This window comes from Paracoccus sigandri, from assembly GCF_003709565.1.
Taxonomy (GTDB): domain Bacteria; phylum Pseudomonadota; class Alphaproteobacteria; order Rhodobacterales; family Rhodobacteraceae; genus Paracoccus; species Paracoccus siganidrum.
In genome coordinates this window covers 28,898-43,166 of the sequence record NZ_QNRC01000001.1, presented here as the reverse complement: position 1 = coordinate 43,166, position 14,269 = coordinate 28,898, and the positions used below count along the sequence as shown (strand labels likewise).

At 72.1% G+C, this 14,269-nt stretch carries 18 protein-coding genes; 4 read left to right on the top strand and 14 right to left on the bottom strand.

The genetic code is table 11. The features are described from left to right. Positions 1-36: 36 nt before the first annotated feature. From rimI to C9E82_RS00260, 4 genes are all read right to left on the bottom strand, one after another. Entirely contained in the window at positions 37-459 is a 423-nt protein-coding gene (gene rimI / locus C9E82_RS00275; RefSeq protein WP_119898322.1) for a ribosomal protein S18-alanine N-acetyltransferase, read from the bottom strand. Beyond that, entirely contained in the window at positions 456-1,058 is a 603-nt protein-coding gene (gene tsaB / locus C9E82_RS00270) for a tRNA (adenosine(37)-N6)-threonylcarbamoyltransferase complex dimerization subunit type 1 TsaB (RefSeq protein ID WP_119898321.1), read from the bottom strand. Before tsaB ends, rimI begins: the two co-directional genes overlap by 4 nt. Continuing rightward, the gene (locus C9E82_RS00265) at positions 1,051-1,611 is read right to left on the bottom strand and encodes a NifU family protein (protein ID WP_119898320.1); all 561 of its coding nucleotides are present in this window, start codon (positions 1,609-1,611) and stop codon (positions 1,051-1,053) included. The genes tsaB and C9E82_RS00265 overlap by 8 nt, the downstream gene beginning before the upstream one ends. A 66-nt stretch (positions 1,612-1,677) precedes the next feature. Next, a complete protein-coding gene (locus tag C9E82_RS00260; protein ID WP_119898319.1) occupies positions 1,678-2,133 on the bottom strand; it encodes a universal stress protein in 456 nt (151 codons plus the stop codon). A gap of 198 nt (positions 2,134-2,331) precedes the next feature. Between C9E82_RS00260 and C9E82_RS00255 the strand changes: the two genes are divergently transcribed. Further along, a complete protein-coding gene (locus C9E82_RS00255; RefSeq protein ID WP_338068116.1) occupies positions 2,332-3,042 on the top strand; it encodes a sugar transferase in 711 nt (236 codons plus the stop codon). A 47-nt stretch (positions 3,043-3,089) separates the two neighbouring features. On the opposite strand, the gene truA is transcribed toward C9E82_RS00255, so the two are convergent. The 10 genes from truA to tsaD all read right to left on the bottom strand — a co-directional run bounded on the left by truA (position 3,090) and on the right by tsaD (position 10,259). Next, positions 3,090-3,875: a tRNA pseudouridine(38-40) synthase TruA gene (gene truA / locus C9E82_RS00250; RefSeq protein ID WP_119898318.1), complete on the bottom strand. Its 786-nt coding sequence runs from the start codon at positions 3,873-3,875 to the stop codon at positions 3,090-3,092. Between the two features lie 3 nt (positions 3,876-3,878). Further along, a complete protein-coding gene (locus C9E82_RS00245) occupies positions 3,879-4,850 on the bottom strand; it encodes a 5-bromo-4-chloroindolyl phosphate hydrolysis family protein (RefSeq protein WP_119898317.1) in 972 nt (323 codons plus the stop codon). Positions 4,851-4,861: 11 nt separating this feature from the next. Then, positions 4,862-4,999, bottom strand: coding sequence for a hypothetical protein (locus C9E82_RS24320; protein WP_170162083.1), 138 nt, complete (start codon positions 4,997-4,999; stop codon positions 4,862-4,864). A 28-nt stretch (positions 5,000-5,027) separates the two neighbouring features. Then, positions 5,028-6,008, bottom strand: coding sequence for a tetraacyldisaccharide 4'-kinase (gene lpxK, locus C9E82_RS00240; protein WP_119898316.1), 981 nt, complete (start codon positions 6,006-6,008; stop codon positions 5,028-5,030). Further along, positions 6,005-7,183, bottom strand: a complete 1,179-nt coding sequence (locus tag C9E82_RS00235) for a 3-deoxy-D-manno-octulosonic acid transferase (protein ID WP_119898315.1) — start codon at positions 7,181-7,183, stop codon at positions 6,005-6,007. The genes lpxK and C9E82_RS00235 overlap by 4 nt, the downstream gene beginning before the upstream one ends. After that, positions 7,183-7,428 (bottom strand): DUF4170 domain-containing protein, encoded by a 246-nt coding sequence (locus C9E82_RS00230; RefSeq protein WP_119898314.1) that lies wholly within the window; start codon positions 7,426-7,428, stop codon positions 7,183-7,185. Before C9E82_RS00230 ends, C9E82_RS00235 begins: the two co-directional genes overlap by 1 nt. A 134-nt stretch (positions 7,429-7,562) precedes the next feature. Continuing rightward, a complete protein-coding gene (locus C9E82_RS00225; protein WP_119898313.1) occupies positions 7,563-7,976 on the bottom strand; it encodes an EVE domain-containing protein in 414 nt (137 codons plus the stop codon). Then, entirely contained in the window at positions 7,976-8,251 is a 276-nt protein-coding gene (locus C9E82_RS00220) for a YciI family protein (protein WP_119898312.1), read from the bottom strand. Before C9E82_RS00220 ends, C9E82_RS00225 begins: the two co-directional genes overlap by 1 nt. Further along, the gene (locus C9E82_RS00215) at positions 8,248-9,195 is read right to left on the bottom strand and encodes an NAD(P)H-dependent glycerol-3-phosphate dehydrogenase (RefSeq protein WP_119898311.1); all 948 of its coding nucleotides are present in this window, start codon (positions 9,193-9,195) and stop codon (positions 8,248-8,250) included. Before C9E82_RS00215 ends, C9E82_RS00220 begins: the two co-directional genes overlap by 4 nt. Next, on the bottom strand, positions 9,192-10,259 hold the full coding sequence (gene tsaD / locus C9E82_RS00210; RefSeq protein WP_119898310.1) for a tRNA (adenosine(37)-N6)-threonylcarbamoyltransferase complex transferase subunit TsaD: 1,068 nt from the start codon (positions 10,257-10,259) through the stop codon (positions 9,192-9,194). The genes C9E82_RS00215 and tsaD overlap by 4 nt, the downstream gene beginning before the upstream one ends. A gap of 78 nt (positions 10,260-10,337) precedes the next feature. On the opposite strand from tsaD, the gene C9E82_RS00205 reads away from it, so the two are divergent. The 3 genes from C9E82_RS00205 (at position 10,338) to C9E82_RS00195 (ending at position 14,260) form a co-directional block, all read left to right on the top strand. Continuing rightward, complete coding sequence (locus tag C9E82_RS00205; RefSeq protein ID WP_244935981.1) at positions 10,338-10,991, top strand: uroporphyrinogen-III synthase; 654 nt, start codon at positions 10,338-10,340, stop codon at positions 10,989-10,991. Positions 10,992-11,226: 235 nt separating this feature from the next. After that, on the top strand, positions 11,227-12,501 hold the full coding sequence (locus C9E82_RS00200) for a COG4223 family protein (RefSeq protein ID WP_122449158.1): 1,275 nt from the start codon (positions 11,227-11,229) through the stop codon (positions 12,499-12,501). A 10-nt stretch (positions 12,502-12,511) separates the two neighbouring features. After that, positions 12,512-14,260: a heme biosynthesis protein HemY gene (locus tag C9E82_RS00195; protein WP_122449157.1), complete on the top strand. Its 1,749-nt coding sequence runs from the start codon at positions 12,512-12,514 to the stop codon at positions 14,258-14,260. Positions 14,261-14,269 lie beyond the last annotated feature (9 nt).

Sequence of the window (14,269 nt, the reverse complement as noted above, 5' to 3'; positions counted from 1 at the left end):
TGATTAGGGCGCATCGGCCCGAAGGGGTCAACAGCATTATTGGTCCGCGGCCAGTGCCAGCGACAGCACCAGGGCGTCCCGGCCGGGCCCGTAATAGCCGCGCCTGCGCCCCGCCTCGCGCCAGCCCAGCCCGGCATAGAGCGCCCGTGCTGCCCGGTTGTCCGCCGCCACCTCCAGGAAGGCGCCGGTCGCGCCCCGCGCCCGCGACGTTGCGGCAAATTCGCGCGTCAGATCGCGGCCCAGCCCGGCGCGGCGGGCCTCGGGGGCGACGGCGAGGGTCAGAAGCTCTGCCTCGTCCGCGATCACCCGGCCCAGGAGGAAGCCCAGGGGGGTGTCCGGCGGGCGGGTCAGCAGGAAGCAGCGGGGGCTTTCCAGAAGCTGGGCGAATTCCCGTGCCGACCAGGGCCGGGGCGCGGTGAAGCAGCGGGCGTGCAGCGCGGCCAGCGCCTCGGGCGTCACGGCAGGATGACCGGGGCGGCTTCGCGCGGCGGGGCGGCATCGGCCGGGCGCAGGTAGAGCGGGGCCGGGCGCGGGCCGGGATCCTGGCGCCGCGCCAGCGCCAGGCGCGCGATGGCCTCGGCCAGCGGGACCGCCGGCGCAGCCGGCGCGGGGCCGGGCGGCAGCGCGCCGGCCGCAGCTTGCTGCGGACGGCTTCCCGCCTGTTCGTCTTCATCGGCGCCGAAATCCTGCCAGATCACCTGGTCGCGGCGCGAGGGGACGGCAACGCGGCAGGGGCGTGGCAGGTCGAAGGCCGCGGCTTCGGTGATGGTGACGCCGACGGCGGGGATGCCAAGCGACAGCGCCAGCCCGCGCGCCGCCGCCACCGCCACGCGGATGCCGGTGAAATTGCCCGGCCCGATGCCCACGCCGATCACGTCCAGCTCGGCCCAGCCCAGCCCGGCCTCGGCCAGAAGCCCCTCCAGCAGGGGAAACAGCCGCTCGGCCTGGCCCTTGGCCATCTCCTCGTGGCGCGATGCCAGAACCCGGTCGCCGCACAGCAAAGCGGCCGCGCAATGCGCGGCCGACGTGTCGAAACCCAGTCCGATCGGGTCAGGCAACGGGGCGGACCTCGATCACCTCGGGGATGTAGTGGCGCAAGAGGTTCTCGATCCCCATCTTCAGCGTCAGCGTGGACGAGGGGCAGCCCGCGCAGGCGCCCTGCATGTGCAGGTAGACGATGCCGCGGTCGAAGCCGTGGAAGGTGATGTCGCCGCCATCCTGGGCCACCGCCGGGCGCACGCGGGTATCCAGCAATTCCTTGATCTGGATGACGATCTCGGCATCGGGGCCGTCATGGCTGGCATGGCCCGCCGTGTCGGGGCCGTCGCCCTCGATCGCCGGGGCGCCGGACTGGAAATGCTCCATGATCGCGCCCAGCACCGAGGGCTTCAGGTGGTCCCAGGGAAGCGCCTCGGCCTTGGTCACGGTGATGAAGTCGCGGCCCAGGAACACGCCGGTCACGCCCTCGATCGCGAAGATCCTCTGCGCCAGGGGCGAATTGCCCGCCGCCTCGGCATTGGGATAGTCGGCGGTGCCCTCGCCCAGCACGGTCTCGCCGGGCAGGAACTTCAGCGTGGCGGGGTTCGGGGTGGTCTCGGTCTGGATGAACATGGGCGCGCTCCTTTGGCGCTGACAGATATGGAGATCGGCGGGCCTCGGGTCAAGGCGCGGGGCCCCTCAGGTGATCGCTTCAAGCCGTTCCTTCGACATGTCGCCCGGCACCAGCGTGATCGGGCAGGGCAGGGCCGTGACATCGCGCAACAGGCGGGTCAGCACCGGGTTCTGGGCGGATTTCTCGCTGGACAGGCCCAGCACGACGATGCCGATCTCGGGGTCCTCGGCCACGACGCGCAGCAGTTCCTCGGCCGGGTCGCCCTCGCGGATGATCAGTTCCGGCTCGACCTTGGGGCGCGAGCGCATCCATTTGGCAAAGACCTCGTAATGCGCCTCGATCCGTTCGCGGGCCTCGGCGCGCATCAGTTCGGCGACGCCGAAGCCGTGCTGGATGTCCTCGGCCGGGATCACCGACAGGATCACCACGCCGCCATCGCTGTTCGAGGCGCGCATCGCCGCGAAGCGCATGGCGTTCAAGCATTCGTGAGTATCGTCCAGAAGAACGAGGAATTTGCGCATCAGCGCCCTCTGACTTGGCCATTTCCTGCCGACAGAGTGGCCGATGTGCCATGCTGGCGCAAGTCATTGGAACCGCGGCCCCGTCGCGTGGTTCCCATGCCGGAAGCTTTGTGCTACCGCAAAAAAAGCCAAGCATCGGACTAGCTGGATGGGATCGTGACAATTCACCACGACTGGGAGAAGACTGACGCGACCCGGATGACACCGCTCGTGTCGCCCAAGATGGCGTGGTTCCTTGGCGCCTCTCATGCCCATCCGATCCGGCCGATGCCGCTGGCCAAGCGGCTGTTCGATGTCGGGTTCGCGCTTATCCTGCTGATTCCGCTTGGCTTCGTGATGCTGCTGGTCGCCGGGATCCTGCTGCTGAAACAGGGCCGCCCGATCTTCTACGTGGCCGAACGGATGCGCGCGCCGGGCCATCCCTTCACCCAGGTGAAGTTCCGCACCATGCTGCGGCAAGAGGGCGATTTCGGCGCCACCGGCGCGCACAAGCACTGGCGGATCACGCCTTTCGGCCATTTCCTGCGCCGTTCGCGGATCGACGAATTGCCGCAATTGTTCAATATCCTGCGCGGCGACATGAGCTTCGTCGGCCCGCGTCCGCCGCTGCGCGAATATGTCGAGCGGTTTCCCGCCATCTATACGCAGGTGCTGAAAAGCCGCCCCGGCGTGACCGGGCTGGCCACGCTGATCTATCACCGGCACGAGGACCGCATCCTTGCCGGCTGCAAGAGCGCCGAGGCCACCGAGGCCGCCTATTACCGCCGCTGCCTTCCCGCCAAGCTGAAGATCGACCTGATCTATCAGCGCCATCGCAGCATGGCGATGGACCTGTGGATCCTGTGGAACACGGTGAAGATCGTGGTGTCGCGCCGCGATGAGCGCCCGCGCCGCCGCGGCCGCCGTTAACCTTAACGCAACGATTAACCTTAACGGCCGGTCCTGGCCTTCTGGTCCTAGCCTTCCGGGCTAAAAGGGTCCTGCGGATAGCCCACGCCGGTCAGATACAGGCCCTGCGGCGGGCAGACCGGGCCGCAGGCCGCGCGGTCGCGGGCTGCCAGTACCTTGGCTACCCGCTCGGGCGGCCAGGCGCCCGCGCCGACCCGCTCCAGCGTGCCGACGATCGAGCGCACCTGGTTGTGCAGGAAGGACCGCGCCCGCAAGGTGAAGCGGTATTCGCGCCCGTGGGGCAGCGCGATCTCCTCGATGTCGACCTGGTCCAGCGTCTTGACCGGGCTCTGCGCCTGGCAGATCGAGGACCGGAAGGTGGTGAAGTCGTGCCGTCCGACCAGATGCGCCGCGCCCGCGCGCATGGCCGCGAGGTCCAGCGGGTTCAGCACCTGCCAGACCAGCCCGCGATCATGGGTGGCGGGCGCGCGGCGGACCAGCAGGCGGAACAGGTAGCGCCGCTCGGTCGCGGAGAAGCGGGCGTGGAAATCCCCGGCCACCCGCGCTGCGGCCAGCACCGCCACGGGGGCGGGTTTCAGGTGCCAGTTCAGCGCCTCGCGCAGCCGGAACGGATCCCAGTCGCGGACCAGATCGGCATGGGCGACCTGGCCGGTGGCATGGACCCCGGCATCGGTTCGGCCCGCCGCCGCGATCCGCGCGCCCGCCGCGAAGCCGGGGTCCAGGCGGGCCAGCGCGGCCTCGACGGCGCCCTGGACCGAGGGCCGGTCGGCCTGCGCCTGCCAGCCCGCGAAAGGGGCGCCGTCATATTCGATCTTCAACGCGAAACGCGGCATGGATCAGTCGCGCTTGCCGTCGCGGGGACGGGGGGAAAACCCGCCCAGCAGATCGTCCAGCACCTGCGCCCGCTGCGATTGCAGCGCGGGGGGCTCGGGATCCGTGGCGGCCGGCCGGACGCCCTCGCGCGCAAGGCGTTCGCGCAGGACCGAGATCTCGATCTCCAGGTCGCTGCGGTCGCCCTCCAGCAGCTGGTCGCGGCGGGCGATGAAATCCTTTTCCAGATCGTTCAGGAAATCCTCGTAGGCGGCCCGCGCCCGCGCGTCCTGCGTGCGGGCGGCGATATCGGCGAATTTCACCGTCGCGTCGCGGGCGCCCATCAGGTAGATGCCCATGTAGCGCCGCGCGGCGGACAGGTCGCGCGGGTCCTGCCGCACCTGTTCGAACAGGTCCTGCACCGTGGCCTCGAACATCGCGACGCGGGCCTCCAGCCGGCGGTCGCCCGCGCGGCGGATGGCGTCGCGCATCTGGTCCAGATGGGCCTGGCCCTCCTGGATCATGCGGTTGGCGCGGTCCTGCTGGAAGCCGTCCAGGCCCTCCATGCCCTTGTCGCGCATCGGGTCGGGGCCGAAGGCCAGCCAGTGCAGCGCCAGGCCCGCCAGCCCGATCAGGCCGGCCCCGGCCAGCGCGCCGGGTTCATGCGCGCCCAGGGCCAGACCCAGCGCGGCGGTGATGCCGCCGAACAGCTTGCGCGGGATCGCCGGGCGGCGAGCGGTGCGGCGCGCGTCATAGGCGGCCTCGGCCACCAGCCCCTCGCGCGTCAGCCACATGCCGGCGGCGACCAGGCCGAAGGCGGCAAGGCTGGTGGCCATGCCCACCGGGGACTGGAAGAACGCGCCCAGCAGGAAGGGCGAGGCGGCGATGGTGATCCATTTCGGCCGCCCCTCCAGCGGGTGGCGCGGCGGGGCCAGCGGCCGCCGCGGATCGGGGCGCGGGTTGCCGGGCGAATATCTGCCGCCGAAGCGATTGCTCATGCCCGCGCGCCTCAGGCCGCGCCGGCCAGCGACGCATAGAGCGCCAGCAGGACCAGCAGGTAGAAGCTCAGCCTTTGCATCGCGTTGCGGGACATCGGTTTCCTTTCGCGTGGTCGGTCGGCCAGTGGCCACGCCGCATATATCGGCATCCGGGCGCGAAATGCAAAGAGGCCGGCGTCAGGCCGCGAATATCCGCGCCAGGGCATCGTCCAGCGGGGCGGGGTCGGCCAGGCGCAGCCGCACCGGCAGGGCCAGCACCTTCGGGCGGAAGCCGCGCGGCAGGCGCACCGCGTCCTTTTCGGTGGTGACAAGCTGGGCGCCAAGCATCCGCGCCTCGGTATCCAGCCGGGTCAGCAGGGCGGGGGTGAAGGGCTGGTGGTCGTCCAGCGCCTCGCCCCGCACCAGGTCGGCGCCGAGGTCGCGCAGGGTGGCGAAGAATTTCTCGGGATGGCCGATGCCGGCGAATGCCAGCACGCGATGGCCCTGCCAGTCGATGCCGGTCTGCAGCGGCTCCAGCGCGCCCTGCAGGCGCGGGGGCGCGGGCGGCGCGTCGAAGCGGGCCTGCGCCTCGGGCGGGCCGATCGACAGCAGCAGGTCGGCGCGGGCAAGGCCGGTGGCGACGGGTTCGCGCAAGGGGCCGGCGGGCAGGCACAGCCCGTTGCCGAAGCCCTTCGCGGCATCGACCACCACCAGCGACAGGTCATGGGCCAGCGCCGGGTCCTGGAACCCGTCGTCGAGGATGATCGCCTGCGCCCCGGCCTGGGCCGCCGCCCGCGCCCCCGCCAGCCGGTCGTCGGCGACCCAGACCGGGCCGAAGGCGGCCATCAGCAGCGGCTCGTCCCCGGTCAGCGCGGCGTCGTGGCGCTGTTCCTCGACCCGCAGCACGCCCTGCGCGCTGCCGCCATAGCCGCGCGAGACGACATGCGCCGCGATGCCGCGCGCCGACAGCAGCTGTTGCAGGTGGATCACGGTGGGCGTCTTGCCGGTGCCGCCCGCATTCAGGTTGCCGACGCAGATCACCGGCACGCCGACCCGCGCCCGCGCGCCGCGCGCCAGCCGCCGCGCCGTCGCCCGCGCGTAAAGCGCGCCGAGCGGGGCCAGCAGGCGCGCCTTGGGCGTGGGCGGGCGGATATGCCAGAAGGCGGGGGCGCGTCTCATGCCGGGCGCTCCTCCAGCACCTTCAGGACCGGGGCGGCGATCTGCATGGCGACGCCGACGCCGCCGGTGCTGACGGTCCAGGCATTGCTGGCCAGCGTGGCGATCAGGTCGGGCTGCGAGAGTTCGGCGATGGCCCCGGCCAGGTCCTCGGCGTCCGAGACGCGGCGGGCGGCATGGGCGCCGTCCAGCTGCCGCCATTCGGTGGCGAAGCGGTCGGTGGCCGGGCCGTGGACGATGGCCGACCCCAGCGCGGCGGGCTCGAAGGGGTTGCGGCTGTTCGCATCGTCGCCCGACAGCGTGCCGCCCAGATAGGTGACGGGCGCGAGGCGATACCACAGCCCCATCTCGGTCGGCCCGTCCGAGATCATCACCTGCACCTCCTCGATCGGCTCCTCGTCGGCGGTGCGGCGGGCGACGATCAGCCCGCTGGCCTCGATCTCGTCGGCCAGGGCGTCGGCGCGCTCGGCCGAATCGGGGACCAGGAACAGCAGCGCGCGATGCGACAGGCGCAGCGCGGCGCGATGCGCCTCGACCACCGCGGCCTCTTCCGAGGGCGGCACGCAGGCCGCCAGCCAGGCGTGGCGGCCCGACATCAGCTGCGCGAAGCCGGCGCGCTCGGCCTCGGTGCAGGACAGCGGCTCGTGGATCTGCGTGACCGGGCCGGTCATGGTCAGGCGGCGGCGGGAAATGCCCATCCGGCGGGCGGTGTCGTAGCTGTCGGCATCCGCGACCATCACCGCCTGCATCTCGCCCAGAAGCGCGCGGCGCATGGCGGCGCGCAGGCTCCAGCCGCCGTCCTGCGGGTCCAGATGGGCGTCGCCCAGGATGATCGGGATGTCCCGCGCGGCGGCGGCGGTGATCAGGCCGGCGGGAAGATCCGCGCCCAGCAGCAGCAGCGCGAAGGGCCGTGCCTGGTCGATGAGCCGCTCGGCCGCCGCCGGATCCTCGGCCGGGTCGGGGGCGCCTGCGGTTCCCAGCGACAGGATGCGCAGGTCGGGGCGCGCCTTCACCAGCCGGGCGCCGACCTGGGTGGCGGCGGCATGGGCCTCGGGCGTGGCCCGCATCACCAGAAGCGGGCCGTCGCCCGGCGACAGCGCGATCCGGTCGGGCATGGCCGGGTGGCGGCCGCGCAGATGCAGCCACAGCCCCAGCCGTCCCAGGCCGGAAAGCACCATCAGCTGCCCAGTTCCTCGGTCGCGCTGGCGGCGGTTTCCTCGTCGCGCAGGCGATGCAGATGGGCGATGAAATAGCGGGTATGGGCGCTGTCCACGGTGCGCTGCGCCTCGGCCTTCCAGGCGGCATAGGCGCTGGCATAGTTCGGGAAGATCCCGACCATGTGGATCTGCGAGGTGTCGCGGAACTCGCTACGCTGCGGATCGACGAGTTCGCCGCCGAAGACGAGGTGAAGACGTTGGCTCATGGGATCTCCTGGCTGTCTGTCGCATCGGGCGGAAGCCTAACGCGGCAGTGCAGCGAGATGAAGCGCGATTATGGCCCCGGCGGCGCGGGGGGCGGCCGGGGAATGGATATTTGGGCCAAGATGAAAGGCAGGGGTCAGAGCCCGGCCAGTTCCATCACCACGTCCCATTCCGCCTTCGTCACCGGCTGGACCGACAGGCGCGAGTTGTTGACCAGCACCATGTCCTTCAGCCGCGGCTCGGCCTTGGCCTGGTCCAGCGAGACCGGGCGGGGCAGGGGCTCCAGCGCCTTCACGTCGACGCATTCCCATTTCGGGTCGGCGGCCTTGCTGTCGGGATGGGCCTCGGCGATCACCTCGACGATGCCGACGGCCTCCTTGCCGATATTCGAGTGATAGAACAGCCCGCGATCGCCCAGCTTCATCTCGCGCATGAAGTTGCGGGCCTGGTAGTTGCGCACCCCGTCCCATTCCTCGCCCTGCTCGCCCCTGGCGACCAGGTCGTCCCAGCCGAAGACATCGGGTTCGGACTTGAACAGCCAGTAGCGCATCAGCCCACCACCCTTTTCCATTCGGTGATCTCGACGCTGTCGAACAGGCCGGCCAGCGCATAGGGATCGTTCGCCGACCAGGCCTTCGCGGCCTCCATGTCCTCGGCTTCCATCACCAGAAGCGAGCCGCGCATCTGGCCATCGGTGATCATCGGGCCGCCGAACAGCACCACGCCGGTATCGCGGACATAGGCCAGATGGGCCTCGCGATTGGCCATGCGGGTGTCGAGCGCGCCGGGCTTGTCGCGGCAGATCATGGCGAAATAGGGCATCATTCCTCCTTCAGGGGGCGGGTCATCAGGGCCGTTATGGCGTTTTCCACCGAAACACCGCCCTCGGCAAGCCGGGCGACCATGGCGGCGATGGGCATGTCCTCGCCCAGCCGGGCGGCCAGGGCGGCGACGGCGCGGGCGGTGGCGGCGCCCTCGACCGTCGTTGCCGGGTCGAAATCCGCGCCGGCGCCAAGCGAGCGGCCGAAGCGGAAGTTGCGCGACTGGGCCGAGGTGCAGGTCAGCGTCAGGTCGCCGAGGCCCGAGAGGCCGGTCAGCGTTTCCGGCCGGGCGCCGAGCCGGGCGGCCAGCCGGGTCATCTCGGCGAAGCCGCGGGTGATGATCGCGGCGCGGGCGCTGTCGCCGAGGCCCGCGCCGATCACCGTGCCCGCCGCGATGGCGATGACGTTCTTCAGCGCGCCGCCCAGTTCCGCGCCGGTCACGTCGGTGGTGCGGTAGAGCCGCAGCACCGGCGTGGACAGCGCATGTTGCAGCGCCCGGCCCGCATCCGCATCGGCGCAGGCGAGCGTCAGCGCCGTGGGCAGCCCGCGCGCGATGTCGGCGGCGAACGAGGGGCCGGTCAGCACCGCCATCGTGGCCCGCGGGCAGGCGTCCGAGATCAGGGCCGAGGGGCCGGTCAGCCGCGTCAGGTCGATGCCCTTCGCCGTGCTGACCAGCCGCTTGCCGTCCAGCTGCGCGGCATGGTCGCCAAGAAAGCCGGCCAGCTGCTGGGCGGGCAGGGCCAGCAGCAGCATGTCGGCACCCGCTGCCTGGGCCAGCTCGCCGGTGACGGCGACGGCATCGGGCAGGGCGACGCCGGGCAGGCGCGGGTTCTCTCGGCCCGCCGCCCAGGTGGTGTCGCGGCCCCACAGCGTGACCGGCCCGTTCGCCGACAGGGCCACCGCCAGGGCGGTGCCGAAGGCGCCTGCGCCGATGATCGCGATGCTCATGCCTTTGCCCCTTTCTTGCCGCCGCCCAGCATCGGCGCGGCGCGGTCGTCCAGCGGCCAGCGCGGCCGGGCGGCCAGGTCCATGCCGTCGCGATGGCCCAGCCGGAACCGCTCGATCCCCGCCCAGGCGATCATCGCGCCATTGTCGGTGCAAAGCCGCAGCGGCGGGGCCAGGAAACGCGCGCCGGCCTGGGCGGCGACATGTTCCAGCGCCGCGCGGATGGTGCCATTGGCCGCGACGCCGCCCGCGACGGCCAAGAGCGGCGCCGGGCTTCGGGCAAGGGCGCGGCGGGATTTTTCCGCCAGGACCTCGGCCACGGCGTTCTGGAAGGCGGCGCAGAGATCGGCGCGGTCCTGCTGGCGCAAGCCCCCCTGCTGGGCGATCAGCTGGTCGCGCTGGCGCAGCGCCGCCGTCTTCAGCCCCGAGAAGGACATGTCGCAGCCGGGCCGGTCCAGCAGGGGGCGCGGCAGCTCGAACCGGCCGGGATCGCCGTGCCGCGCCTCGGCCTCGACCGAGGGGCCGCCGGGCTGGGGCAGGGCCAGAAGCTTGGCCAGCTTGTCGAAGGCCTCGCCCGGCGCGTCGTCGATGGTGCCGCCGAGGCGGGTGAAGCCCTCGGGCCCGTCCACGCGCAGGAACTGGCAATGCCCGCCTGAGACCAGCAGCATCAGGTAGGGGAAATCCACGCCGTCGGTCAGCCGCGGGGTCAGCGCATGGCCGGCCAGGTGGTTGACGCCGACCAGCGGCAGCCCGGCCCCGGCCGCGATGCCCTTGGCGCACATCACCCCGGCCATCACCCCGCCGATCAGCCCCGGTCCCGCCGTCACCGCGACGCCCGACAGCTGGCGCAGGCTCACGCCCGCATCGGCCAGCGCCTGCTCGACGGCATAGTCCAGGCGCTCGGCATGGGCGCGGGCGGCGATCTCGGGGACGACGCCGCCGAAATCCTCGTGCAGGGCCGCCTGGCCGGTGACGACCGAGGCCAGGATGCGCCGGTCGCCGGTCACGATGGCCGCCGCCGTGTCGTCGCAACTGCTTTCGATGCCGAGGAAGGTCAGGTCGTCCATGCTCTTGCCGGGCGGGGAATTGGCGCTTACCCCTGACGCCCTAGCACCGACGGATGGGAAATGCCAATGCCGACCGGGATGCCTCCGGCCCTGCTTCTGACCCGGCCCGAACCGGATTCGCGGCGTTTCGCGGCGCTTCTGCCGGAAATGCGGGCGGTGATCGCGCCCATCCTGCGGATCGTGCCGGTGGCGCATGACGCCGCGCGGCTGGCGGCGGCAGAGGGGCTGGTCTTCACCTCGGGCCATGCGGTGGCGGCTGCCGGGCCGGGGCGGGGGCGGCTGGCGATCTGCGTGGGCGCGCGCACGGCCCAGGTCGCGGCGGCGGCGGGCTTTGCCACGCAAAGCGGCAACGGCTTCGCCGAAAGCCTGATTCCGCTGATCGAGGCCGCGTCGGTGCCGCTGATCCACCCGCATGGCCGGCATCTTGCCAAGCGCCTGCCGGTCGAGGGGATGGTGGTCTATGACCAGCAGGCGCAGGCGCTGAACGATGCGGCGCGGGCGCTGCTGCGGGGCGCCGCGCCGGTCATCCTGCCGCTGTTCTCGCCGCGTTCGGCGCGGCTTGTCGCCGCAGCGGCGGCGGGCGCGCGGGCGCCGCGGTGGCCGGTGGCGATCAGCCCGGCGGCGCTGGCGCAATGGGACGGACCCGCACAGCGCAGCGCCGTCGCCGCCAGCCCCGATCTGCAGGGGATGGCCGATGCGGTGCGTGCGCTGGCGGCAGAGGAACAATCCTGATCGGGGCGGGTTGAGCATGGGCCCCCGGCTGATTAGGCTGCGTGGCGAAATCCGGGGCCGCGAATGCGAGCGCGGCAGGTCTTTACGGGGACAAGACGTGACGAATCCAGACCAGACCAAAGCTTCGGACGAAGCTGGGCAAGCCGCGGGCACGGGCAATGCGGAAAAGAAAACCGCGGCCCAGCCGGGCGTTATCGCGACCAGCGATGTGGGGACGGGTCGCGGCGACGCCGCCATGGCCCGCGGAGGAGAGATCCGTCCGGTCGATTCGTCGCTGCTGGGCCAATCCGCCGAGGACCGTCCCGCCGCCGCGCCCAAGGAGGCCAGGGGGACCGGCGACAAGGCGGGGGACCGGGCGGTGGATGTCAGCCCCTCGGGCGAGGCGGTGCCGCTGAGCCCCTCGAACATCCCCGCCACGGGCAGGCCGGAAAAGCCCGCCGCCGCCACGGAACCGAAGCCCGCCGAAACCGCGAAGCCGGATGCGCCCGCGCCGGTCCAACGGGTAACGGTCCAGAAGACCGGCTTCTGGCATGTGGTCCTGGGTGGGGTGGTCGCGGCCGGGATCGGTTCGGCGGCGACGATCTGGGCGTTGCCGCATCTGCCGCAGGGCTGGCTGCCCGCGACCGAGCCCGAACCGGCCATCGACGCCGAGGCGATCACGGCCGAAGCCGTCGCCGCCGCGCAGGAAAGCGCCCAGCAGCTGGTCGATGATTTCGCGGCCTCGCTGGACATTCCCGCGCCGGCCGAGGCCCCTGCCGAAGGCGCGGCGGGGACCGAGGATATCGACGGGCTGCGCCAGGAACTGGCGGATCTGCGCGCCCGCGTGGACGACCAGTCCAGCCGCCTCGACGAGTTGCAGGGCGCGCCGAGCGTGGATCCCGAAGCGGCCGACCGCATCAGCGCGCTGGCCCGGCAGGCCGAGGAGCTGGAACAGCGCATCGCGGCGGCCGCCGAACAGGCCAGCCAGCAGATCGGCGCGGCCCAGGCCGAGGCCGAGCGCCTGCAGGCCGCCGCCGCCGAAAGCACCCGCCGGGCCGAGGCCGTGGCGGCCATCGGCGCGCTGCAGGCGGCGCTGGATCGCGGCGTCAGCGGCGATCAGGCGCGCCAGGCGCTGGAGGGCGCGGGGATCGATGCCCCCGAGGCGCTCAGCCGGGACGTGCCCAGCCTCGACAGCCTGCAGGCCGGGTTCGGCGATGCCGCGCGCGCCGCGCTGCGGGCCTCGCTGCGCGAGGACAGCGCCAGCGGCGGCGGCAATGTGCTGACCAATTTCCTGCGCGCCCAGACCGGCGCCCGCTCGGTCGAGCCGCGCGAGGGCGACGATCCCGACGCGATCCTGTCGCGGGCCAATGCCGCGGTCGAGGCCGGCCGCATCGGCGAGGCGCTGGACGAGATCGCGGCGCTGCCCGAAACCGCCCGCGCGGCCCCGGCGATGGCCGAATGGCTGGCCGGCGCCACGGCCTGGCGCGACGCGCAGGCCGCCCTGTCGGACCTGTCGGCCACCACGAATTGAGGGCACCGCAATGTTGTTGTCGCTGTTGAAAATCCTGTTCTTCTTCGCGGTCGTCCTTGCCATCGCGCTGGGGGCCATCCAGCTGTCCGAAACCGGGCAGGTGCTGCGGCTGGAATATGCCGGGACCGAGATCGTGCTGACCCCGGTCAAGGCGCTGGTGGCGCTGCTGGTGCTGATGGTCGCGGCCTGGGTGGTCTTCAAGCTGCTGGGCCTGGCGCTGGCCTTCATCCGCTTCCTCGCCGGCGACGAGACCGCCATCAACCGCTATTTCGCCCGCTCGCGCGAGCGCAAGGGCTATGACGCGCTGGCCGAGGGGATGCTGGCGGTCGCCTCGGGCGAGGGGAAACTGGCGCAGGACAAGGCGGCGAAGGCCGGCAAGTATCTGGACCGGCCGCATATCACCAACCTCTTGGCCGCGCAGGCCGCCGAGGTCGCGGGCGACGGCAATCGCGCGCAGGAGATCTATCGCCAGCTGCTGGACGACGATCGCACCCGCTTCGTCGGCGTGCGCGGGCTGATGCGCCAGAAGCTGGCGCAGGGCGACACCGCGACCGCGCTTCTCTTGGCGCAGAAGGCCTATGCGCTGAAGCCGAAGCACAAGGAAATCCAGGACACGCTGCTGGAATTGCAGACCAAGGAACATGACTGGAAGGGCGCCCGCGCCATCCTGAAGGAAAAGCGCCGCCAGGGTGAATTGCCCAAGGATGTGCATCTGCGCCGCGACGCGGTCCTGGCCCTGCAGGAGGCCAGCGAGGTCCTGGCGCATGGCAATTCGATCAGCGCGCGCGAGGCGGCGATCTCCGCCGCCAAGGCCTCGCCCGACCTGATCCCGGCCGCGGTGCTGGCCGCGCGCAGCTATGTGGCGCAGAAGGATTACCGCAACGCCTCGCGGATCCTGGAAAAGACCTGGTCGGTGCGCCCGCATCCCGACCTGGCCGCGGCCTATGCCGAGATCGCCCCGGACGAGACCCCCTCGGCCCGGCTGCGCCGCTTCGACAGCCTGATCCGCCAGAATCCCGATCACGAGCAGTCGCGCCTGCTGCGCGCCGAGCTGCTGCTGGCGGCCGAGGATTTCCCCGGTGCGCGCCGGGCCCTGGGCGATCTGGCCGAGAAGCACCCGACCGTGCGCACCCTGTCGATCATGGCCGCGATCGAGCGCGGCGAGGGGGCCGAGGATTCGGTCGTGCGCGGCTGGCTGGCCCGCGCGCTGAGCGCCTCTCGCGGCGAGCAATGGGTCTGCGACAAGTGCCATAACGTGATGGCCGCCTGGTCGCCGGTCTGCGACAGCTGCGGCGGCTTCGACACGCTGAGCTGGCGCGAGCCGCAGGACGGCCGCCCCGCCGCCAGCGCCACCGGGGCCGAGATGCTGCCGCTGCTGGTCGGCGCGCCGAAGACCCCCGCGCCCGCCCCCGCCGAGGACGCCGAGACGCCGCCGCCGCCCGTGGCCGATCCCGCGCCGAAGCCCGCCGAAGCGGGCGACAAGGCGAAGGCGGGGAAGGTCGAGGTCGCCCGCGTGGCCCCCGGCATGGTCCCGCGCGAATCGGATTACGTCGAGGTCGAGCCCGCCACCACCGTGACCACCGCCGAGCCCGCGCCGCCGCCGCCTGCCGAGCCCGCGCCCGAGCCCCGGCCCGAACCCGTCGCCCCCCGGTCCGCGCCGGAACCCGAGCCCGAGCCCGAGCCTGAACCGGAAGAGCCGCGCATGGTGCGCCCCGATGTCGAGCCGCCCGAACCCGACGAGGCCGTCCGGCTCCGCTAGGCGAAAGAT